Origin of the sequence: Variovorax boronicumulans (assembly GCF_040544675.1) — a bacterium.
Lineage (GTDB): Bacteria > Pseudomonadota > Gammaproteobacteria > Burkholderiales > Burkholderiaceae_C > Variovorax > Variovorax boronicumulans_D.
This window is the reverse complement of record NZ_JBEPKK010000009.1, coordinates 103,158-124,789: the sequence shown is the minus strand read 5'-3', so window position 1 is coordinate 124,789 and position 21,632 is coordinate 103,158. Positions and strand designations below refer to the sequence as shown.

The 21,632-nt window shown below is 67.5% G+C and carries 12 protein-coding genes; 4 read left to right on the top strand and 8 right to left on the bottom strand.

Annotated features, from left to right (window positions below):
• Positions 1-108: 108 nt before the first annotated feature.
• The 7 genes from xdhB to ABIC90_RS17130 all read right to left on the bottom strand — a co-directional run bounded on the left by xdhB (position 109) and on the right by ABIC90_RS17130 (position 15,619).
• Complete coding sequence (gene xdhB / locus ABIC90_RS17160; protein WP_354356010.1) at positions 109-2,559, bottom strand: xanthine dehydrogenase molybdopterin binding subunit; 2,451 nt, start codon at positions 2,557-2,559, stop codon at positions 109-111.
• Positions 2,560-2,561: 2 nt separating this feature from the next.
• Entirely contained in the window at positions 2,562-4,169 is a 1,608-nt protein-coding gene (gene xdhA / locus ABIC90_RS17155) for a xanthine dehydrogenase small subunit (RefSeq protein WP_354356008.1), read from the bottom strand.
• Between the two features lie 175 nt (positions 4,170-4,344).
• On the bottom strand, positions 4,345-5,607 hold the full coding sequence (locus ABIC90_RS17150; protein WP_354356006.1) for a TCR/Tet family MFS transporter: 1,263 nt from the start codon (positions 5,605-5,607) through the stop codon (positions 4,345-4,347).
• Positions 5,604-6,569, bottom strand: coding sequence for a glycosyltransferase family 2 protein (locus ABIC90_RS17145; protein WP_354356004.1), 966 nt, complete (start codon positions 6,567-6,569; stop codon positions 5,604-5,606). The genes ABIC90_RS17150 and ABIC90_RS17145 overlap by 4 nt, the downstream gene beginning before the upstream one ends.
• A gap of 8 nt (positions 6,570-6,577) precedes the next feature.
• Positions 6,578-6,790, bottom strand: coding sequence for an MbtH family protein (locus ABIC90_RS17140; RefSeq protein ID WP_307503226.1), 213 nt, complete (start codon positions 6,788-6,790; stop codon positions 6,578-6,580).
• Between the two features lie 22 nt (positions 6,791-6,812).
• On the bottom strand, positions 6,813-8,132 hold the full coding sequence (locus tag ABIC90_RS17135; RefSeq protein ID WP_354356001.1) for a glycosyltransferase: 1,320 nt from the start codon (positions 8,130-8,132) through the stop codon (positions 6,813-6,815).
• Positions 8,133-8,146: 14 nt separating this feature from the next.
• A complete protein-coding gene (locus ABIC90_RS17130) occupies positions 8,147-15,619 on the bottom strand; it encodes a non-ribosomal peptide synthetase (RefSeq protein ID WP_354355999.1) in 7,473 nt (2,490 codons plus the stop codon).
• A 502-nt stretch (positions 15,620-16,121) separates the two neighbouring features.
• Between ABIC90_RS17130 and ABIC90_RS17125 the strand changes: the two genes are divergently transcribed.
• Positions 16,122-16,577 (top strand): acyl-CoA thioesterase, encoded by a 456-nt coding sequence (locus ABIC90_RS17125; RefSeq protein ID WP_354355997.1) that lies wholly within the window; start codon positions 16,122-16,124, stop codon positions 16,575-16,577.
• A 106-nt stretch (positions 16,578-16,683) separates the two neighbouring features.
• A complete protein-coding gene (locus ABIC90_RS17120) occupies positions 16,684-17,547 on the top strand; it encodes an autotransporter outer membrane beta-barrel domain-containing protein (RefSeq protein ID WP_354355995.1) in 864 nt (287 codons plus the stop codon).
• On the opposite strand, the gene ABIC90_RS17115 is transcribed toward ABIC90_RS17120, so the two are convergent.
• On the bottom strand, positions 17,513-18,022 hold the full coding sequence (locus ABIC90_RS17115) for a low molecular weight protein-tyrosine-phosphatase (protein WP_354355993.1): 510 nt from the start codon (positions 18,020-18,022) through the stop codon (positions 17,513-17,515). The two genes, ABIC90_RS17120 and ABIC90_RS17115, sit on opposite strands and share 35 nt — an antisense overlap.
• 392 nt (positions 18,023-18,414) lie before the next feature.
• On the opposite strand from ABIC90_RS17115, the gene ABIC90_RS17110 reads away from it, so the two are divergent.
• On the top strand, positions 18,415-18,630 hold the full coding sequence (locus ABIC90_RS17110) for a hypothetical protein (RefSeq protein WP_354355991.1): 216 nt from the start codon (positions 18,415-18,417) through the stop codon (positions 18,628-18,630).
• Between the two features lie 201 nt (positions 18,631-18,831).
• Positions 18,832-21,597 carry a magnesium-translocating P-type ATPase gene (gene mgtA / locus ABIC90_RS17105; RefSeq protein WP_354355989.1) on the top strand — a complete coding sequence of 922 codons (2,766 nt, stop codon included), beginning with the start codon at positions 18,832-18,834 and terminating at the stop codon, positions 21,595-21,597.
• Positions 21,598-21,632: the final 35 nt, after the last annotated feature.

Sequence of the window (21,632 nt, the reverse complement as noted above, 5' to 3'; positions counted from 1 at the left end):
GCGGCCGCACCCACGGCCCGGCGAAGCCGCATCCGTGGTGTTTCGCGAAGGGGATCAGGACGTGGGGCATTGGGAGGACTTTGGACATGCGCCAAAGTCTAAGAGTGACTATGCGGACTGGACAGCGGTAATCGCGCGAAGAATGGCCTCGCTCGTGGCCGGCGCCTTCAGCGGCGGATCGACACTGTGGCCGCCGGCCGCCGACACCGCATCGCGGATCGCGAAGAACACCGAGAACGGCAGCAACAGCGGCGGCTCGCCCACGGCCTTGCTGCGGTGAATCGAGTCCTCGAAGTTCTGGCCTTCGAACAGGCGCACGTTGAAGACGGGCGGGCAGTCGTTGGCGGTCGGAATCTTGTAGGTGCTGGGCGCGTGCGTGGTGAGCTTGCCGCTTTGCGGATGCCACACCAGCTCCTCGGTGGTCAGCCAGCCCATGCCCTGGATGAAGGCGCCTTCTACCTGGCCGATGTCCACGGCCGGGTTCAGCGACTTGCCCGCGTCGTGCAGGATGTCGGCACGCAGCAGCTTCCATTCGCCGGTGAGCGTGTCCACGACCACTTCGCTCACCGCAGCGCCGTAGGCGTAGTAGTAGAACGGGCGGCCCTGCATCTTGTCCTTGTCCCAGCTGAGGCCGGGCGTGGCGTAGAAGCCGTCGGACCAGAGCTGCTTGCGGTCGAGATACGCCTCGCCGACGACCGTGCTGAAGGCCAGCGTGCGGCCGCTGACTTCGACCTTGTCGTTCGCAAAGCGCACCTCGCTCGCCTTGCCGCCGTGGCGTTCGGCGGCGCTCTCAGCGAGACGCTCGCGGATCTGGCGCGCCGCATCCTGCGCGGCCTTGCCGTTCAGGTCGGCGCCGGTCGACGCGGCGGTGGCCGAGGTGTTCGCCACCTTGGTGGTGTCGGTCGCGGTCACGCGCACGCGATCGAAGCTCACGCCCAGCTCGTGCGCCACCACCTGCGCCACCTTGGTGTTGAGGCCCTGCCCCATCTCGGTTCCGCCGTGGTTCACCAGGATCGAGCCGTCGGTGTACACATGCACCAGCGCGCCGGCCTGGTTGAAGTGCTTCACGTTGAAAGAGATGCCGAACTTGAGCGGCGCCAGTGCCAGGCCGCGCTTGAGCACCACGCTTTTGGCATTGAAGGCGGCGATCTCTTCGCGCCGCGCGCGGTAGTCGCTGCTGGCTTCCAGCTCGGCCACGAGTTCGTGGACGATGTTGTCGGTCACGGTCTGGCGGTAGGGTGTGACGTTGTTCTCTGCCTTGCCGTAGAAGTTGACGCGCCGCACGTCGAGCGGGTCGCGCTTCAGCTCGCGCGCCACCGAGTCCAGGATGTTCTCGATGGCGATGGCGCCCTGCGGGCCGCCGAAGCCGCGGAACGCGGTGTTGCTCTGCGTGTTGGTCTTGCCCGAGAAGCCGTGCATCGCCACGTTGGGCAGCCAGTAGGCGTTGTCGAAGTGGCACAGCGCGCGCGTCATCACCGGGCCCGAGAGGTCCGCCGAGTGGCCGGCACGCGAGACCATGGTGATCTCCGCGCCGAGGATGCGGCCCTCGTCGTCGTAGCCCACGTCGTACTCGTACCAGAAGCAGTGGCGGCGGCCGGTGATCATGAAGTCGTCGTCGCGGTCCAGCCGCAGCTTCACGGGGCGCTGCAGCTGCCGCGCCGCAATGGCGGCCACGCACGCGAAGATCGCCGACTGCGATTCCTTGCCGCCGAAGCCGCCGCCCATGCGCCGGCATTCCACATGCACTTCGTTCGACTGCAGGTGCAGCGCATGCGCCACCAGGTGCTGCATCTCGCTCGGGTGCTGCGTCGAGCAGTGGATGTGCAGCGCGCCGCCTTCCTTCGGAATGGCGTAGCTGATTTGGCCTTCGAGGTAGAACTGCTCCTGACCGCCCACGTCGAGCGTGGCCTTGTGGCGATGCGGCGCCTTCGCGATGGCGGCGCGCACGGCAGCTTCGTCGCCTTCGTTGGCGCTGCCGCCGCTGCGCACGATGTGCATCGGTGGCACCACGTACTGGCCGCGCGCATGCGCGTCCTGCGGCGTGATGACGGGCGGCTCGGCCTCGACGGTCATCGCGTCCTTCGCCTTGGCGGCGGCACGGCGCGCGGCTTCGCGCGTTTCGGCGATCACCGCGAACACGGGCTGGCCGAGGTAGCGGATCTGGCCGCCGTCGTTCACCGGCAGCAGGATCGGGTCGTCGTGAACGATCGAGCCGCAATCGTTGGTGCCGGGAATGTCGTCGGCCGTCAGCACCGCGACCACGCCGGGCATCGCGCGGATCACGTCCAGCGACAGCGCGGTGACACGGCCGTTCGCAACAGGCGAAAGCCCGAGCGCGCAATGCAGCGTGCCGGTGAGCTCGGGAATGTCGTCGATGTAGGTCGCTTCACCCGCCACATGCAGGTGTGCCGACTCGTGCGGCCGGCTGATGCCGACACGCGCGCCGAGATCGTGCGCCACTGCTTCGGCCGCGGGGTCGATGCGCGCGGCGGTGTTCTTCAGGTAGTCGGCAAAAGCCTCCGCGGGCTGCAGCAGGCGGGCGTCGATGGGCTTGTTCATGGTCAGGCTCCTTCCACCGCGGTCTTGACAGCGGCATGGGGCATCGCGCTCCACACGCTGGTTTCTTCAAGCGAGAGCGCGTCCTCGGTGCGGGTTTCGAGCCAGAGGCGCTGGATCAGGTTCTGCGCCACCTGCAGCCGGTAGTCGGCCGAGGCGCGCATGTCCGACAGGGGCTTGAAGTCCTGCGCCAGCGCGAGCTTGGCGGTGGCCACGCTGGCCTGGGTCCATGGCTTGCCGACGAGCGCGGCTTCGGCGTTCGCCGCGCGCTTGACGGTCGCGGCCATGCCGCCGAAGGCCAGGCGCACCGCCTTCACCGTGTCGCTACCCTCTTCCAGATCGATCGCGAAGCCCGCGCACAGCGCCGAGATGTCGCAGTCGAAACGCTTGCTGATCTTGTAGGCACGCACCTGGCGGCGCATGGCGGCCAGCGGAATCGCCAGCCCCTGCACGAACTCGCCGGGCTGCAGCTGGTTCTTCATGTAGTCGATGTAGAAGTCGGGCAGCGGCATGCGGCGCACCGCGTCGCCGCGGCGCAGTTCGATCTGCGCGTCGAGCGACATCAGCACCGGCGGCGAATCGCCGATGGGCGAGCCGTTGGCCACGTTGCCGCCCATGGTGCCGGCATGGCGGATGGGCGGCGAGGCGAAGCGCAGCCACACGTCCTGCAGGCTGGGCACGCGCTGCACCAGCGCTTCGAAGGCGGATTCGAGCGAGGCGCCGGCGCCGATGTAGAGCTCGCCGCCCTCGTCGTTGTGCCGGGTCTCGATGGTCTTCAGTTCTGCCACGTCGCCCACATAGATGATGTCGCCCAGGTCGCGGAACTGCTTGTTGACCCAGAGGCCGACGTCGGTGGAGCCGGCCAGCAGCTGTGCGCGCGGTTTCTGCTCGCGCAGCGCGGCCAGTTGGGCAATGGTCTTGGGGGCGTGGAAATGGTCCATGCGGGCGCCGAGCGGCGCCGCATAGTCGAGCCCGTCGTTCTGCAAGGCAGTGAGCGCGGCCACCACGGGCTTGGTGTCGAGCCGCACGCTCGGCAGGTCGAACATGCGCTGCCCCGCATCGAGGATCGGCCGGTAGCCCGTGCAGCGGCAGAGGTTGCCCGAGAGGTCGTCCGCCAGTTGCTGGCGCGTGGGCTGCGTGCCCTCGGCCTGGTGGTGTTCGTAGGTGGACCACAGCGACATCACGAAGCCCGGCGTGCAAAAGCCGCACTGGGAGCCATGGCAGTCGACCAGCGCCTGCTGCACCGGGTGCAGCGTGTGGACGGGGTGCTTCTTGTCCTGTGATTTCGGGGTGGCGCACTGCGCCTTCAGGTCTTCGACCGTGAAGAGCGCCTTGCCGTGCAGCGTGGGCAAAAACTGGATGCAGGCGTTGACCGTCTGCAGCTGCAGGCCACCGATGGCATCGGGCGCATTGGCGTCGGTCGCCAGCTCGCCGATCACCACCGTGCAGGCACCGCAGTCGCCCTCGTTGCAGCCTTCCTTGGTGCCGGTGCAGTGCGCGTCCTCGCGCAGCCAGTCGAGCACCGAGCGGGTCGGATGCACGCCGCTCACCTCGACGATCTTGCCGCGATGGAAAAAACGGACGGGTTGGATGTTGTTGCGCTCTGTACTCATGCTCTTCGGCCTCGTGGGCGGCTCGGTGTTTCCGGCCAAGCCTGGACGTTAGTCGCTTGGACCGCAAGCCACATACCGCGGGAGCCATATTGCGTATGTGGGCGCGGGTATGCGACCTAGGGGGAAACCCTGGAGAGAGCGAGCAATTCCCGGGCCATGGGCCCTGGGCGCCGCATCAGGTCGGCTCGGGCACCGCTGCCGCCGCTGCTGCCTTCGGCTGTGCGTAGCGCCACGCGATCAGCGTGCCGATGCCGAGGAACACCGCGGCGATGAAGAAGGGCGCGCCCGGCAAGTGCACCGGCGCGTCTTCGCCGATGAAATAGCCGAAGCTGCCGGCGAACATCGCGGGTCCGACGATGCCCGCCACCGACACCAGGCTCGTCAGCGCGCCCTGGATGCGGCCTTGCTCGGCAGCGCCGACCTGCCGGGTGACCAGCGCCTGCGCCGCCGGCCCGGCGAACGCCAGCAAGGTGCCGAACGGCAGTGCGGCCAGAAGGACCCAGCCGGCATCGGCCAAGCCGTAGACGACGAAGCCGAGCACGCCGAAGCCCATGCCGAACAACAGGGCGCGACGCTCGCCGAAGCGCTTCACGCCCGGTCCGATCAACAGCGCATTGACCAGCACGCTGAGCACGCCCACCGCGCCGAGCACCCAGCCCACGGCGTCTTCCTTCCAGTGATACCGGTAGTCGGCGAACAGCACGAACACGCTGGGATAGACGTACTGGGCCAGGTTGACGAGGAAGATCACCGCCGCCAGCCCGAACACCTGCGGATAGCGCTTGAGCAGCACCAGCGACCCGATCGGGTTGGCATGCGACCAGTCGAACTTCCGGCTTCGCCGCTCGGGCGGCAGCGATTCGGGCAACACGAACCATCCGTAGCAGAAGCTGAGCAGCGTCAGGCCGGCCGCGAACCAGAACGGCAGGCGCGGATCGATGTGGCTCAGTTGCCCACCGAGCACCGGCCCGAACACCAGGCCCATGCCGAACGCCGCGCCCACGATGCCGTAGCTGCGGGCGCGTTCCTCCGGCAGCGTCACATCGGCGATGTAGGCATTGGCGATGGTGAAGCTGGCCGAGAAAACGCCAGACACCAACCGGCCGACGAACAGCCACGGCAGGCTGTCGGCCAGGGCCATGAACACGAAATCCACGCCCAGCCCGAGGCATGACAAGAGGATCACCGGCCGCCGTCCGAAGCGGTCGGACAACGCGCCCTGGATCGGCGAGCTCACGAACTGAATGACTGCGAACGCAGTGCCGAACGCCGCGATCCAGTACGCCGCCGTTGCCGTGCTGCCGCCGGCCAGCCGCTCCACCAGGTGCGGCAGGCCGGGAAGGATCAGGCCGAACGCCATGAAATCGATCAGCACGGTCACGAAGATGAAGGCGAGCGCGGCGCGGCGCACGCGCGGTGCTTGAAGCGTAGTGGTCAATCGCTGCGGCTCATCAGGTATTTGCCCACGCGCGGATGCGCCTCGCCGAGGCCCCCGAGCCGCCCGAACAGGCCATCGAAGCAGCCGAGCACCAGCGCGACGGTCTTCTTCAGCCGATCGCGCTCGAACATCAGCATGGGCAGGATCTGCTTGATCGTGTAGACGTTGATGAACAGGATCGCGGGGAAGGCGCGCACATGCGCCCGCGAGAGGTCCAGCGCATTGCGCGCAATGTAGTAGCGCCGCGCGGCCGGGTAGTTGATGAAATGGATCTTCCAGCCGAACAGCGACCTGGCCTGGATGTCGCCGATCTGGTGCCGCAGCACGACGTGCGGGTTCAGGTAGAGCGGCACATCGCGGCTGAGGGCGCGCATGCAGTAGTCGGTGTCCACGTGGTCGATCACGTAGCGCTCGTCGAACCGGCCGACCTTGGCCCAGGCGCCGCGCGAAATCAAAGAGCCCGAGGAAATCATGAAGGCGCAGCGCACCAGCGGCTCGGTGAAAGGCCGCCGCAGGTCGAGCTGGTAGACACGCTTGCCCTGGAGGCCGAACTGGGGGATCAGCGCGTCCAGGTTCGTGTCGTGCACCAGTGGGCCGACGAGAAACGCCGCGTCTTCCTCGCTCTCACTTTCCCTGCCCCGGGCCACCATCGCAGCCTCGCACATGGCTTCGAAGTAGCCGGGCGGCAACTTCGAATCCTGGTCGAGCAGGAAGAAGAGCTCGGCGCCCCGCGCTTCGAGTTCGGCGATGCCGCAGTTGAAGGCGCCCGCGATGCCACCGCGGTTGCCGTTGTGCAGCACCGAGACGCCCGCATCGACGAGCGCCGGATGCCAGCCCTCCACCTGCGGCGTGTTGTCGACCACGCAGAGGTGCGGGCACGAGGCGGCCAGCGAATGGAGGTTCGCCACCTGCTCGTCGGTCGGGAAATAGGTGACGACGACGGCACCGAACGGGAAGGACATCCTCGGCGTCAGCCAGCCGCCGTGGCCGCCACCAGCGAACGCGGGCGCATGTCCTGCCAGTTGGCCTCGATGTAGGCGCTGCAAGCGTCCCGGTCGGTCGGCGCCAGCGCCACCTGCCAGCCGGCGGGTACGGCGATGAAGGCGGGCCACAGCGAATGCTGGCCCTCGTCGTTCACCAGCACCTGGAAGCTGGCGTTCTTGTCGTCGAAGGGGTTGCTCATCTGCGATTTCCTTGTGTGGAGTTCAAGCCATTTCCGCGGCGACGGAGGTTTGCCGAAGTGCCTTGAGGGCGTCCGCAATGCCGGCGAGCGCGCGGTGGCACGCGAAGTCTTCGCGCAACACCGCGGCACGCTGCCGGTAGCTGGAGTTCCCCAGCACCTTGCGCACCGCGTCGCCGACCTGGCGGGCGCTCGGCTGGCCGGTGGCGAGGTTGATGCCCGCGCCCGTCCAGGCCACGCGCGCGGCGATCTCGGGCTTCTCTTCGGAGGTGCCGGCGACCACCAGCGGCACGCCCAGGCTCAGCGCATGGTTGACCGAGCCGTAGCCGCCGTTGGTGACCATGGCGTGCAGCTTGGGCAGCAGCCGGTCGTAGGGCAAAAACGGCACCACGCGGGCGTTAGCGGGCAGGTTCATCGTCAGCGCGGGCGGCACCGGGCCGCCGGTGGTGGCGATGACGAGGATGTTGCTGTCGCCCGCCAGCGCCTGCAGCGTCGGGCCGATCAGCTGCGCCGGGTTCTGGTTGGCCAGCGTGCCCTGCGTCACCAGCACGACCGAGCGGCCGTCGTCCAGCTCGTGCCACCACTCGGGCGGCGTGAAGTCGCGGCTCGCAGGCGAGAGCAGCGGGCCGACGAAATGCACTGACGCCGGCAGGTCGCTGCGCGGGTACTCGAACGACGGCGCGGTGAGCTGCAGGTACAGATCGGGCAGCTTGACCATCGCATCCACAAAGAAATCCGGCAGCGCGGGCAACCCCGAGCGCGCGAGCAGCGTGTCGAAGTGGCGCTGCACCTCGCCGAACATCGCCTGCTTGAGGTTGGCGTTCATCGCCTTGTTGCGCACCCACCCTTCCGGCGTGGACGAGGGCGGCAGCGCGGTGCCGAAGAAGGCGGTGTCGCAGCTGGAGAGCGGCAGCGCCGAGATGCCGATGCCGACGATGGCCGGGCGGTCATCGCGCTCCTTGCCCAGCAGCAGCGGGAAGGTGCCGCAGAACATCGTGTCGACCAGGATGGCATCGGCCTCGAAGTCTTCGAGGATCGATTGCAGGCCCGCGTGCTGCGCGGCCATGGCATCGGCGAAGAAGTGCTTCAGGCCGAAGCACATCTGCGCATGCGCGGACGCAATGCGCTGGCGCTCGGGAAAGCGCTTGTCCAGGTCGCGGTAGTCGAAGTCGATCGCGCGCTCGAAGGGCGTGAAGCTCGCACCGGTCGCCTCGGCCTGCGCCCGGAACTGGCTCGCGGTGTGCACCCGCACCTCGTGCCCCTGCCTCACCAGATGCTGGGCGATGGCCAGCATCGGCAGGACGTGGCCCGGCAAGGCGGTTGCGGCGATGAGATAGCGTGCCATTCGGTTTGCTCCTTTCAAGAGATGGTTTCCAGGGCGCGGCGCGCCTTGGTGGCTATGCCCAGGTCGACGAAGTAGCGCTGAAGCAGGTCGCGGTCCACCGGGCGGATCGGCGCGCCGATGGCTTCGAGCTGCGCATGCGTGGCCGCGCCGCTCACCTGCGGCGGCGTGGCCGTGGTGTCGTAGCGGTCGAGGATGGCGAGCACGGCGGCGAGGTCGCGGTCTTGCTGCACCGCGAGCCTTTCATGCGCGCGCTGCAGCCAGGGCTCCAGCCCGACCGGCTCCAGCCGCATGCCCATGCGCTCGAAGACGTGCGGAATGTCGCGCACCCGCAGCGCCGCCGGGCTCATCAGGTGGAACACCTGACCCCAGGAAGCTTGCTGCGCCGCAAGGCCCAGGATGGCGCGCGCCACGTCGTCCACCGGCGTGAGGTTCAGCGGCAGGTCCATGTCCGGAATCGCTTCCAGATCGGCATAGAGATGCGCCACGCGCCAGATCAGGTCGTCGGCATTGCAGATCGCATGCGTGTGGTCGCCGGTGACGGCGCCGAGCCGGTAGATCGCGACCGGCATGCCCCGCGCCTGCGCCTCGCGGGCCAGCGCATCGCCGACCCACTTGCTCTGGCTGTAGCCGTCGACCAGCCCACTCCACGAAGCCAGCGCCGATTGCTCGGTGATGGTGTCTTCCTTGTTGTTCTGGTCGATCACGGCCAGCGTGGAGACGTAGTGCATGCTCTTCGCGCGGCCCTGCGCAGTCCATTCGAGCAGCGTGACCACGCTGTCGACGTTCGCGGGCTTGAGGCTCGCGTAGGGGTGCAGAAAGTCCACCTGCGCGGCGCAGTGGTAGATGGCATCGCAGCCATCGCGTACAAGTTGCACTGCAGCGTCATCCAGGCCCAGGTGCGGCTTGCCGAGGTCGCCGGTCACGACCTTGATGCGCGCGTCGTCCCAGATCGCGCCGAGCTGGCGCTGGGCCAGCGTGCGCTTCAGGCGCTGCTCCCCCGCCTGCTCGTCGGGCGCGCGCACATGGCAGACCACGCAAGCTGTGGTGTCACGCAGCAACGCTGCCAGCAGGTGGCTGCCGACGAAGCCGCTGGCGCCGGTGAGGAACACGCGGCGCGGTGCAAGCTTGGGCGCTGTGGCCTGCGGTCGGATGTGCGCGGGCAAATCGAGTTCGCGGGACAGGTCCAGCGCCTCGGCGGTGCCGCCTTCGTTGTCGAGCCAGGCGGCCAGCTCGGCAATCGTCGGGCGGTTGTAGACCTCGGCATGCGGGAAGTCCGCGCGCACCTGTTGGCGGATGCGCATGCCCAGCTGGATGGCCATGAGCGAATGGCCGCCGATCTCGAAGAAGTTGTCGTGGATGCCGACGCGCTCGATGTGCAGCGTCTCGGCCCAGAGCGCCGCGAGCAGCTTCTCGGTGGGCGTGCCGGGTTCGACGTACTGCGTGGCGGCTTGCTGCTCGGGCACGGGCAACGCCTTCTTGTCGAGCTTGCCGCTCTGCGTGAGCGGCAAGGAGGGCAGTCCAACGAAGGCCGAGGGCACCATGTAGTCGGGCAAGGCCTGCGCCATGTGGGCGCGCAGCTCCGTCGGCTGCGGGTCGGAAACCGCGACGAAGTAAGCGACGAGGCGCTTCTCGCCGGGCACGTCTTCGCGGGCGATCACTGCCGCCTGGGTGATCTGCGGGTGCTTGAGCAGCACCGATTCGATCTCGCCCGCCTCGATGCGAAAGCCCCGGATCTTCACCTGCTGATCGGCGCGGCCGAGGAAGTCGAGCGTGCCGTCGGCCCGCCAGCGCGCGAGGTCGCCGCTGCGGTACATGCGGCTGCCGGGCGCACCGTGCGGATCGGCGATGAAGCGTTCCGCACTCAGCGCCGGACGGCTGAGGTAGCCGCGCGCCACGCCGCTGCCGGCGATGTAGAGCTCGCCCGCCACGCCGGGCGGCACGGGCTGCAGGGCGCTGTCGAGCACGTACATCCGCGTGTTCCAGATCGGCTGTCCGATGGAGGGTGAGGCATCGGCCGTCATCGGCGTGCTCATGCTCGCGCAGATGGTGATCTCGGTCGGGCCGTAGGCGTTGACCATGCGGCGGCCACGCGACCACTTCGCCGCCAGCGCGGCAGGACAGGCATCGCCGCCGACCACCAGCGTCCGCAGATGAGGGAACTCGCCGTGCGGCAGCGTTGCGAGCGCGGCGGGAGGAATCAACGCGTGGCTGACGGCCTGCCGCTCCATCATCTCGGCCAGGTCGGAGCCCAGCAGTTGCTGCGCACCGGGCACCACCAGCGCGGCGCCGGCGTGGAAGGCCATCAGCTGGTCCATCACCGAGGCATCGAAGCCGCTGGAAGAAAACTGCAGCACGCGCGAGTCATGGCCGATGGCGAGCCGCTCCGCCATCGCCGTGCCGAGGCTGCTCAGGCCCGCATGCGGCACCACCACGCCCTTGGGCACGCCGGTGGAGCCGGAGGTGTAGATGACGTAGGCGGCGTCCTGGGCGTTGGACTTTTGCGCGAGCGGGGCGTCCGACTGGATCGCCAGCGCGGCGACCGTGCTGTCGCTGTCGAGCGCAATGCAGCGGGGGACGCCGGCCAGCTCGGGCAGCAGTGCATCGTGGGTCAGCACGGCTGCGGGGGCAGCTTCCGCGAACACGAAGGCGCTGCGCGCCGCCATGTGGTTCGGGTCGATGGGCAGGTAAGCGGCGCCGGTCTTCACGATGGCCAGGTGCGCCACGATGAGGTCGAGCGAACGCGGCAACACCGTCGCAACGATGGCGCCAACGCCGATGCCCTGTGCGCGCAGCAGGTGCGAAAGGCGGTTGGCGCGCGCATCGAGCTCGGCGTAACTGACGACCAAGTCGTCGAGCACCACCGCGGGCGCATGCGGGCGCTTCGTTGCGTGCAAGGCGACCATGCCGGCGATCGTGCGCGGTGCGATGTCGCGTGTACGTCCGCTCCACTCGGACAGCAGCCGATGGTTTTCCTCGGCGCTCAGGATCGCAAGGCCGCTCACCGCATCGTCGGGCGCATCGCAGGCTTCTTCGAGCAGGCGCACCAGCCGCGCGCCGATGGCTTCGACGGTGCTGCGCTCGAACAGGTCGGTGCTGTACTGGATGCCGCCGGCGATACCGCCCGGCAAGCCGTCGGCGCCGCGCTGCTCGCCGAGGATGAACGACAGGTCGAACTTCGCGGTGTCGATGGCCACCGGCTGCGGCGTGATCGACAGGCCCGGCAGGCTGAACGACAGGCGGCTGGTGTTCTGGAAGCCCAGCATCACCTGCAACAGCGGCAGGTTGGCGCGCGAGCGGCCGGGGCGCAGCAGCTCCACCAGGCGGTCGTATGGAAACTCCTGGTTCGCATACGCCGCCAGATTGGTGGCACGCACACGCGAGACCAACTCGCGCAAGCTCGGCTGTCCCGAGGTGTCGGTGCGGAGCACCAGCGTGTTGACGAAGCAGCCGATGAGCTCGTCGAGCGCATGGTCGCTGCGCCCTGCGACCGGGCTGCCGATGACGATGTCGTCGCCCGCCCCGAGCCGGCTCAGCAAGCCTGCGAGCGCGGCCTGCAGGACCATGAACACGCTGGCTTGCCCGTCGCGCGCCAGTTGCAGGATGCGCTCATGCACATGCGGCGGAATCTGCAGCGGCACCACGTCACCGCGGTAGGTGGGTACCAGCGGGCGCGCGTGGTCCTGCGGCAAGGCGAGCTGCTCGGGCAGGTCGCTCAAGGCTGAACGCCAGAACGCACGCTGGCGGCCGGCCATGCTGTCGGCATCGTCTTCGCTGCCCAGCAGTTCCCGCTGCCACAGCGCGTAGTCGGCGTATTGCAGCGGCAGCGGCTCCCAGCCCGGTGCCTTGCCTTCGCAGCGGGCCGCGTAGGCCACGCTGAGGTCGCGCGCCAGCGGCAGCAGCGAGGCGCCGTCACCGGCGATGTGGTGCGTGAGCAGCAGCAGCACATGCTCGTCGGCCGCGAGCTTGAACAGGTAGACGCGCAGCGGCGCTGCATTGCCGAGGTCGAAGGCGTGGCCCGCTGCCGCATGAAGCTGCGCGGCGATGTCTTCTTCGCTGCTGTCGGCTTCGATCACAGCCGGGCGCGCATCCGTGCCATCGAGGATGTGCTGGTACGGCAGCCCGTCTTCGTTCGGGTAAACCGTGCGCAGGCTCTCGTGCCGCTGCACCAGGTCGCCGAGCGCGGCATGCAGCGCGGCACGATCGAGCACGCCCGAAAGGCGCAAGGCCAGCGGCATGTTGTAGGCCGGGTTCGCGCCTTCGAGCTGGTTCATCAGCCACAGGCGACGCTGCGCGAAGGACAACGGAATGCGCGCGGGGCGCGGCATCGGCACGAGGCTCGGGCGTGCGACCGATTCCTGGTCGAGCAGCTCGGCGAGGCCGGCGATGGTGGAGACCTGGAACAGCGTATCGACCGGCAGGTCGATCATGAATTGCTGGCGGATCATCGACATCAGCTGCACGATCATCAGCGAGTGGCCGCCGAGCTCGAAGAAGTTGTCGTTGACGCCGACGCGCGGCAGGTGCAGCGTCTCCGCCCAGAGGCCGGCGAGGATCTTCTCGGTGGGCGTACGCGGCGCGGCGTAGCGCGTGGCGGCCTGCATTTCGGGTGGCGGCAGAGCCTTGCGGTCGAGCTTGCCGCTTGGACCCAGCGGCAGCGACGGAAGGCTCACGAAGGCCGAGGGCACCATGTACTCGGGCAGCGATAGCGCCAGGTGCGTGCGCAGTTCGGCCGCCTGCGGATCGGCCGCATCGGCCGCGACAACGTAGGCCACCAGACGCTTCTCGCCCGGCACGTCTTCGCGCGCAATCACCGCGGCCTGCGCGATCTGCGGGTGCTGCAGCAGCGCCGACTCGATCTCGCCCGGCTCGATGCGCAGGCCGCGGATCTTCACCTGCTGGTCGACGCGTCCGAGGTAGTCGAGGCTGCCGTCCTTGCGCCAGCGTGCGAGGTCGCCGCTGCGGTACATGCGGCTGCCGGGTGCGCCGTAGGGGTTGGCGATGAAACGCTCGGCGCTCAGCAGCGGGCGCTTGAGATAGCCGCGTGCAAGGCCGACGCCTGCGATGTACAGCTCGCCGGTCACGCCGGCCGGCACGGGCTGCATGCCGCTGTCGAGCACGTGCATCTGCGTGTTCCAGATCGGTCGGCCGATGGGAACGCTCGTGGCTTGCGCATCGTCCGTGCGCTCGCACTCCCACGCGGTGACGTCGACGGCGGCTTCGGTCGGCCCGTAGAGGTTGTGCAGTTCGCACGACAGGCGCTCCTGAAACTGCGACTGCAGCGCTGGCGACAAAGCCTCGCCGCTGCAGATCACGCGACGCAGCGTGGTGCATGCGCCAGCCGTAGGTTCGAGCAGGAAGACCTCGAGCATCGACGGCACGAAGTGGATCGTGGTGATGCCCTCTTCCGCGATCAGGCTCGCAAGGTACGCCGCATCCTTGTGGCCGCCCGGCTTCGCGAGCACCAGCGTGGCGCCGTCGATCAGCGGCCAGAAGAACTCCCACACCGACACGTCGAAGCTGGACGGCGTCTTCTGCAGCACACGGTCGTCTGGCTGAAGGCCGTAGCGGTCCTGCATCCAGCGCAGGCGGTTGACGATGGCGCGGTGCGACACGACCGCGCCCTTGGGCATCCCCGTGGAGCCCGAGGTGTAGATCACGTAGGCCGGGTGCGAAGGGTCGATGGCGATTCCGGGATCGGTGTCGTCGCAACTCCCCAGATCCGCAATCGATTGCGCTTCATCGAGCAGCAATGTCGGGGCGGTTTTCGGCAGCGACTCCGCGAGTGCTTCGGTGGTGACAAGGCACACCGGCTGCGCATCGCCGAGCATGAAGGCGATGCGGTCCTGCGGGAAATCGGGGTCGACCGGCAGGTACGAGGCGCCGGTCTTCAGCGTGGCGAGCAAGGCGACCATCAGGTCCATCGAGCGCGGGATCGCCAGCGCCACGGTGCGCTCGGGGCCTGCGCCGCGTGCGCGCAGCAGGTGTGCGAGGCGGTTGGCGCGGCGGTTGAGTTCGCCGTTGCGCATCGCCTCGCCGTCGAAGCGCAAGGCGATGGCCTGCGGGTTGGCTGCGAGTTGCGTTTCGATCAACGCGGTGAGATGGGTATCGGGCACCGCATGGGCCGTGTCGTTCCACGTCACCAGCAGTTGCTCGCGCTCTTCGGCGCCGAGAAGGTCGATGTGGCCGATGGCCTGCTCCGGGTGCGCGATCACGGCGTCGATGAAGGCGATCAAACGGCGCTGGTGATCGGCCAGTTCCTCGGCGGTGTGCACCGCAGGGTTGGCGTCGAAATCGATCTGCAGGTCCTGCCCGTTGCCGCGCTCGTACAGGAAGATGCCCAGGTCTTCGGCAGTGCCGTTCGAGAGATTGCGCGGCCTGGCGGCATGGCCCGCGAAGCGGAAGTCATAGTCGAAGGGCTCGACGTTGACCACGGTGGTGAAGAGTTGCCGGTTGTTCACCAGCATGTTGAGGTCGCTGCGCAGGTGCTCGTAGCGGTACGACTGGTGCCGAAGGATCTGCCGCATCTGCCGACCCACTTCGCGGATCAGCTCCGGCACCGGCAGGTCCGCACGCATCGCGAGGCGCAGCGGCAGCGCATTGGCCACCATCGCCGGCACGCGGCGCATGCGGTCGTTGTGGCGCGCGGTCACGGGAATGCCGATGGCCATGTCCTCGATGCCGGTGGCGCGGTAGAGGTACGCCGCGGTGGTGGCGATCAGGATCTGCGGCAGCGTGCTGCCCAGCGCCTCTGCAATGCCTTGGAGCGCCTGCACACTGGCGGCAGGCAGGTGCACCGTCTGGCGCAGCAGCCCACCGATGTTGACCGAGCGGCGCGATGCCAGGCTCAGCGGATCGGGCGCATCGGCGAAGCGCTCGCTCCAGTACTGGCGGTCACGCGGAAAGCGGCCGGACTCGCGGTACGCGTTCTCTTCCTCGGCCAGTTGCGCGATGAGTGCGAGGCGCGATTCTTCGGGCACCGTGGCGTTGCCGGCGGCCATGGCGGTGTAGACGTCCGCAAAGCGGCGCGCAATGAGGCCGCCGCCAAAACCGTCGAGCACGATGTGGTGGCTGCGGTGGTACCAGATGTGGCGATCGGGCGCGAGGCGGATCAGCGCGGACAGCCACAGCTGCCCGTTCGCGAGATCGATGTTGCGGCTGAAGTCGGCGCGCATCCAGCGCTCGGCCTCGGCGTGCGGATCGGCCTGCCCGCTCAGGTCGAGGTAGGGAATCTCACCGGTGAAAACCGGCGCCACGACCTGCCGCGGCCCGTGTGCCGTGTCGATGAAACTCAGCCGCGTGGCCTCGGCCTCGTCGGCCACCTGCCGCATGGCTGCAAGAAAGATCGCGGGCTCGATGGGACCGTGGATATCGATGGCTTCGGCCAGGTTGAAGTTGGTGTCGGGCGATGCGAACCTGGCCCCCAGCCACATCGCCATCTGACCCAAGGTAAGGGGCGCTGTGCGGCTTTGCTGATCGACGGTACTCATGCACTTCTCCAGGTCTTGAATGAATCGGCAAACGATGCCTGTGCGCGTGAAATGGACACGCGGCGCACCCGCCGTTCAAACAAAAAACGCTGGTGGTTCGCGGCAAAATCCGTTCACATTGCCGAACCAATGTACAAGTGGTTGCAATGATTTCAGTGACGCTTTTTGACGTGAATTCGCGCCGTGAAAATCTTTGAACGCAAAAGATTTCATCCTGGATTGCGATCTGAATCGCGGCTTCAGGAATCGAAGGCTTTCATCGTATTTCGCACGTCAGGCAAACCAAAAGCATGTTGCGGCGCAGCAACTTGGCGTCGTGCTTGCAGGGGAATTCAGCCGCGTGTTAAACGCGCGCACCGCGTAAAAAGAACGCGCCCCGGAGCGCGTACCTTTTCATCAGCCTTCCGAGAACAACGCGGTGATCACCTGCCGCAACCAGCGGTTGCCGGGGTCGACCTCGGCTGCGGAAGATGGCGCGGCGGCAGCCAACGAGAATGGGCCGATGAACAACAGCAGCACCCACAGCACGACCGGCGACAGCAACGGCGGCAGGCAGGTCGTCTACACCGCCCGCGTCGAATTCGGCGACTGCGATCCGGCAGGCATCGTCTGGTTTCCCAACTTCTTTCGATGGATCGACGCGGCCTCTCGCCACTACTTTGCCGAATGCGGCGTGCCGCGCTGGGAAGAAACCGCGCAGTCGCTGGGCGTGATCGGCACGCCGCTGGTCGACACGCACACGCGCTTCGTCAAGGCCGCGAGCTACGGCGACACGCTGCAGATCGCGGTGCGCATCACCGAATGGCGCGACAAGAGCTTCGTGCAGACCTACCGGGTGACGCGGGGAGACGACCTGATTCTTGAATGCGAAGAGGTGCGGATCTTTGCGGCGAAGCGCGAGGGAGGCGGGATTCGGGCGGTTGCGATTCCACCGAGCATTCGCGCGCTTTGCGAATAAGTGGCGCCATTGCATCACCCTGTTCGGCGCAATGGAAATCTTTATTCTGAAATTCCAAAAACCGCGGATTACTTAGGTTCGCTCCTCTGACGCACGGCCCCCACATGTGCGCGTGAAAAGCCTCGAAGGCACCGCCCCGCGCGGCCGCCGCGCCTGGGGCCGCGTGATCAGCACCGACATCGACGTGAGCCAGCGCGGCACCGCGAACGCGCGCAGCGACGGGCGCCTGAACGGCTTCCAGGCCGGCACCGACCTGTGGGCTGACGCGAACTGGCGCGCCGGCGTCTACGTCGGCCAGCTGGAGGGCAACATCCGCGTGAGCGGCTTCGCCCGTGGCGTCCAGGGACTGGATGCAGGCACCAACGACCTGCGCAGCCGCTACATCGGCGCCTACATCACGTGGAGCGGCGACAGCGGCTGGCATGCCGACGCCGTGCTGCAGGCCGGCGAGCACCGCTACAGCGTGCAGCCGATCGCGAGCTTCGCCAGTTCGGGCAAGGGCAGGAGCCTGTTGGCTTCGCTCGAGGTGGGCAAGGCCTTCGGCATCGGCAGCGGCTGGACCGTCGAGCCGCAACTGCAGCTCATCCACCAGAGCCTGCGCATGGACGACGCGGGCATCTCCGGCGCGCGGGTCACGCAGGACTCGAACGACGGCCTCATCGTGCGCGCGGGCGTGCGCATCAAGGGCGAGATCGCCACCGGCGCCGGCACGCTGCAGCCCTATGGCCGCATCAACGTGTTCCACGCTTCCGGCGGCGCGGACGTGGCGCAGTTCCTGAGCCTGGGCGGCAGCACCGCCATCCGCAGCGAAACGGGATCGACCAGCACCGAAGCGGCCGGCGGCATCACGCTCGCGGTGGGCGAACGCACCGCGATCTACGGCGAACTCGGCAAGCTCTGGGCCTCGGGCGGCGCGGCGCGGGTGAAGAGCTCGGTCAACGCGTCGGTGGGCGTGCGCGTGCGCTGGTAGCGGAGGATCCGGTCGAGGCGGCCAGCGTCGCGAGCAGGCCCTCGACGCCGCGATCGATCAGGTCGAAGACATCGACAAAGCCCTGCTGGCCGCCGTACCACGGGTCGGGCACATCGCCTTCGTCGCCCTGCGAGAAGGCGGTGAGCATGTGCACCTTGTGGGCCGTGCCCGCGGGCGCGAGCCGGCGCAATGACGCGCAGTGCTGCGCGGTCATGCCCACGATCCAGTCGAAACGCTGGAAATCGGACACGCGAACCTGACGCGCGGCATGCGCGGGCATCTCGATACCGCGCCGGCGAACCTCGGCCACCGAGCGCCGGTCGGGCGGGTTGCCGCGCTCCTCGTCGGAAATGGCGGCGCTGTCGACATCGACGGGCAAGTCCGCGATGCGGGCCTTGTGCAGCAACAGTGCGTGGGCCGTGGGCGAGCGGCAAATGTTGCCGGTGCAGACGAAGAGAACCGAGGTTTGAGTCATTGAATGAAAGCAGTTTGAAAGCCTGGAACGCCATCCGAGGCGGAATCGCAACAACGAGGCAATAAGGACCATGATGACACCGCGGGAGATGGCCTCGAAGGTTGACGCTCCTCGTGATGCGGTGCAACAATCGGTTCATATTTACTTCGGAGCCCCGTGCGTGGACAGTGCCAGTTGGATCAGTGACAAGACGCGTGCCTCGGCAGGCGTGACACATCCGGCCCTCTAGCGCAGGCTCTTGCGCGCTGTGGCCGTCGTGCACGCAGCGTGACCCCCTTGCTTTCTCGGCAAGCGGTTCTCCCCTCCCGAATTCCGTCGTTCTTCGTCACTGACTTTTTCAGTCAGCTGGGCGTGCCCATGCACGAGGCCCTTCAACACGAAGGAGCCTTGTCATGCGTCAGTTTCAAACCCGTCAGCCGCGGCAGCAGCAACAGCAGCCGATGCAGCAACCCGTGCGCCCGGTGGCGCACGAGCCTGCGCGCGCCGCCGTCACGGCGCAGGACGTCGAAAACGAAACGCTGGACCGGGCCGCCGCGCTCTGGACCACGCGCCGCATCCGCAGCTTCTTCCTGCTGCTCGATCAGCCGCCGCGCGCCGCGCAACGCTGAAGGCCAGTCCGCACTCACGAAGGAGGCCTCTCATGGACCCAGCCCCTTGTCGGCGCCCTGCGCGCCCCATCCGCTTCTGTCGATTGCCACAGTGCAGCGCGCCGTGCTGCAGAGGGACTCGCACGTCTGATTGATTGATTGATCGATCGACGCGCGGGCGTTCTTCTCTTCTTCACGGCCTGCGTCGCGAAGGAGAAAAAAATGAAGAACGTCCTGAAATCCTTTTTCGAGAGCTTCCTGCGCAGCCGTCACATGCTGCATCACTTCGAACGCTGGCAGACACTGCTGGGTTCGAAGCCCGTCGGCATCGCCTCGGCCAGCATGCCGCCCGACATCGCCAAGGCCCTGGCCACCGCATCGCGCACCGATGCCGGCGAGCTGCTCCTCAAGCTCGACAGTTCGCCCCGCGGCCTGAGCGAAGGCCATGCGCAGGTGCTGCGCAAGCGGCTGGGCAGCAACGAGGTGCGCCACGAGCAGCCGCTGCCCTGGTGGTCGCACCTGTGGCAGTGCTACCGCAATCCGTTCAACCTGCTGCTGACGGTGCTGGCGCTGGTGTCGTACGTGACCGAAGACATGAAGGCCACGCTGGTCATCGGCAGCATGGTGGTGCTGTCGACGGTGCTGCGCTTCCTGCAGGAGTCGCGCTCCAACAAGGCCGCCGAGCGCCTCAAGGCGATGGTGAGCAACACCGCCACCGTGCTGCGGCCCGCGCCGGGGCGCAAGGCCGGCACCGCGGGTGACGAGGGCTTCGACACCACGCATGCGGGCACTGTGCGCGTGGAAGTGCCGATGCGCGACCTGGTGCCGGGCGAGGTGATCGCGCTGTCGGCCGGCGACATGATCCCGGCCGACTGCCGCGTGCTCACCGCCAAGGACCTGTTCATCAGCCAGTCGGCGCTCACGGGCGAAGCCATGCCGGTCGAGAAGTTCGCCGTCGACCGCGGCGACCATGAAGCGGGCGTGCTCGAACGCGAGAACCTGCTCTTCATGGGCACCAACGTGGTGAGCGGCACCGCCACCGCGCTGATCGTGCACACCGGCGATCGCACCTTCTTCGGCGCCCTCGCGCAGCGCGTGACCGCCACCGACCGCGGCACCAGCGCCTTCCAGGCCGGCATCAACCGCGTGAGCTGGGTGCTGATCCGCTTCATGCTGGTGATGGCGCCGCTGGTGCTGGTGATCAACGGCGTGTCCAAGGGCGACTGGTGGGAAGCGGCGCTGTTCGCGCTGTCGATCGCGGTGGGCCTCACGCCCGAGATGCTGCCGATGATCGTGACCGCCACGCTGGCCAAGGGCGCGGTCGTGATGTCGCGCCAGAAGGTGATCGTCAAGCGGCTCGAGGCGATTCACAACTTCGGCGCCATGGACGTGCTGTGCACCGACAAGACCGGCACGCTGACGCAGGACCGCATCGTGCTCGAGCGCCACACCAACGCCTGGGGCGAGGCCTCCAACCCTGTGCTGCGGCTGGCCTACCTCAACAGCTTTCACCAGACCGGATTGAAGAACCTGCTCGACAAGGCGGTGCTCAACCACGCCGAGATGCAGCCCGAGACGCGACTGCAGACGGCTTATCGCAAGGTCGACGAAGTGCCCTTCGATTTCTCGCGCCGCCGCATGTCGGTGGTGGTGGAGAACGGTAACAGCGAGCACCTCCTGATCTGCAAGGGCGCGCTGGAAGAAATCCTGTCGGTGTGCACGTCGGTGGAACGCGGCGCCGAGGTGCTGACGCTCGATGCCGAACTGCTCGCGCGCATCCACCGCGTGGCGTCGGAGCTCAACGAACAGGGCCTGCGCGTGGTGGCCGTGGCCAGCCGTGCGCTGGCCGCCGACGCACGCAAGCCCGCCTACAGCGTGGCCGATGAATCGGGGCTCACGCTGCTGGGGTACGTGGCCTTTCTGGATCCGCCGAAGGAATCGACCGCGCCCGCGCTGCGCGCGCTGGCGGAGCACGGCGTGGCGGTGAAGGTGCTCACGGGCGACAACGAACTGGTCACGCGCAAGGTGTGCGGCGACGTGGGCATCGAGGCCGGCCAGATCGTTCTGGGCCGCGACATCGAAGACCTGCGCGACGACGAACTGCGCGTGCTGGTCGAGCAGCACCAGGTGTTCGCCAAGCTCACGCCCGCGCACAAGGAGCGCATCGTGCATGCGCTGCATGCCAACGGGCATGTGGTGGGCTTCATGGGCGACGGCATCAACGACGCGCCCGCGCTGCGCGCCGCGGACATCGGCATCTCGGTGGACGGCGCGGTGGACGTGGCCAAGGAGTCGGCGGACATCATCCTGCTGGAAAAGAGCCTGATGGTGCTGGAGCAGGGCGTGGTGGAGGGCCGCCGCACCTTTGCCAACATGCTCAAGTACATCAAGCTCACCGCGAGCTCGAACTTCGGTAATGTGTTTTCAGTTCTGGTGGCGAGCGCGTTCCTGCCCTTCCTGCCGATGCTGCCGCTGCATTTCCTGGTGCAGAACCTGCTGTACGACGTGTCGCAGATCGCGATTCCGTTCGACAACGTGGACGAGGAGTTCCTCAAGAGCCCGCAAAGCTGGAACCCGGCCGACCTGGGGCGCTTCATGGTGTTCTTCGGGCCGCTGAGCTCGGTGTTCGACCTGCTGACCTACACGGTGATGTGGTTCGTGTTCTCGGCCAACACGGTGGCGCACCAGACGCTGTTCCAGTCGGGCTGGTTCATCGAGGGTCTGCTGTCGCAGACGCTGATCGTGCACCTGATCCGCACCCGCAAAATCCCGTTCCTGCAAAGCCGCGCGGCCTGGCCGCTGCTGGCTATGGGCGCCGCCATTGCGGCGGTGGGCATCTGGCTGCCGATGGGGCCGCTCGCGCACTACTTCAAGCTGGAGGCGCTGCCGCTGGCTTACTTCCCGTGGCTGGTCGCGATGCTGGTGGGGTATGCGGTGCTGACGCAGACGGTGAAGGGGTGGTATGCGCGGCGGTATGGGTGGCAGTGAGCTCTTGTTCAGGGCGTGTGAAGCGCTCACGCTGA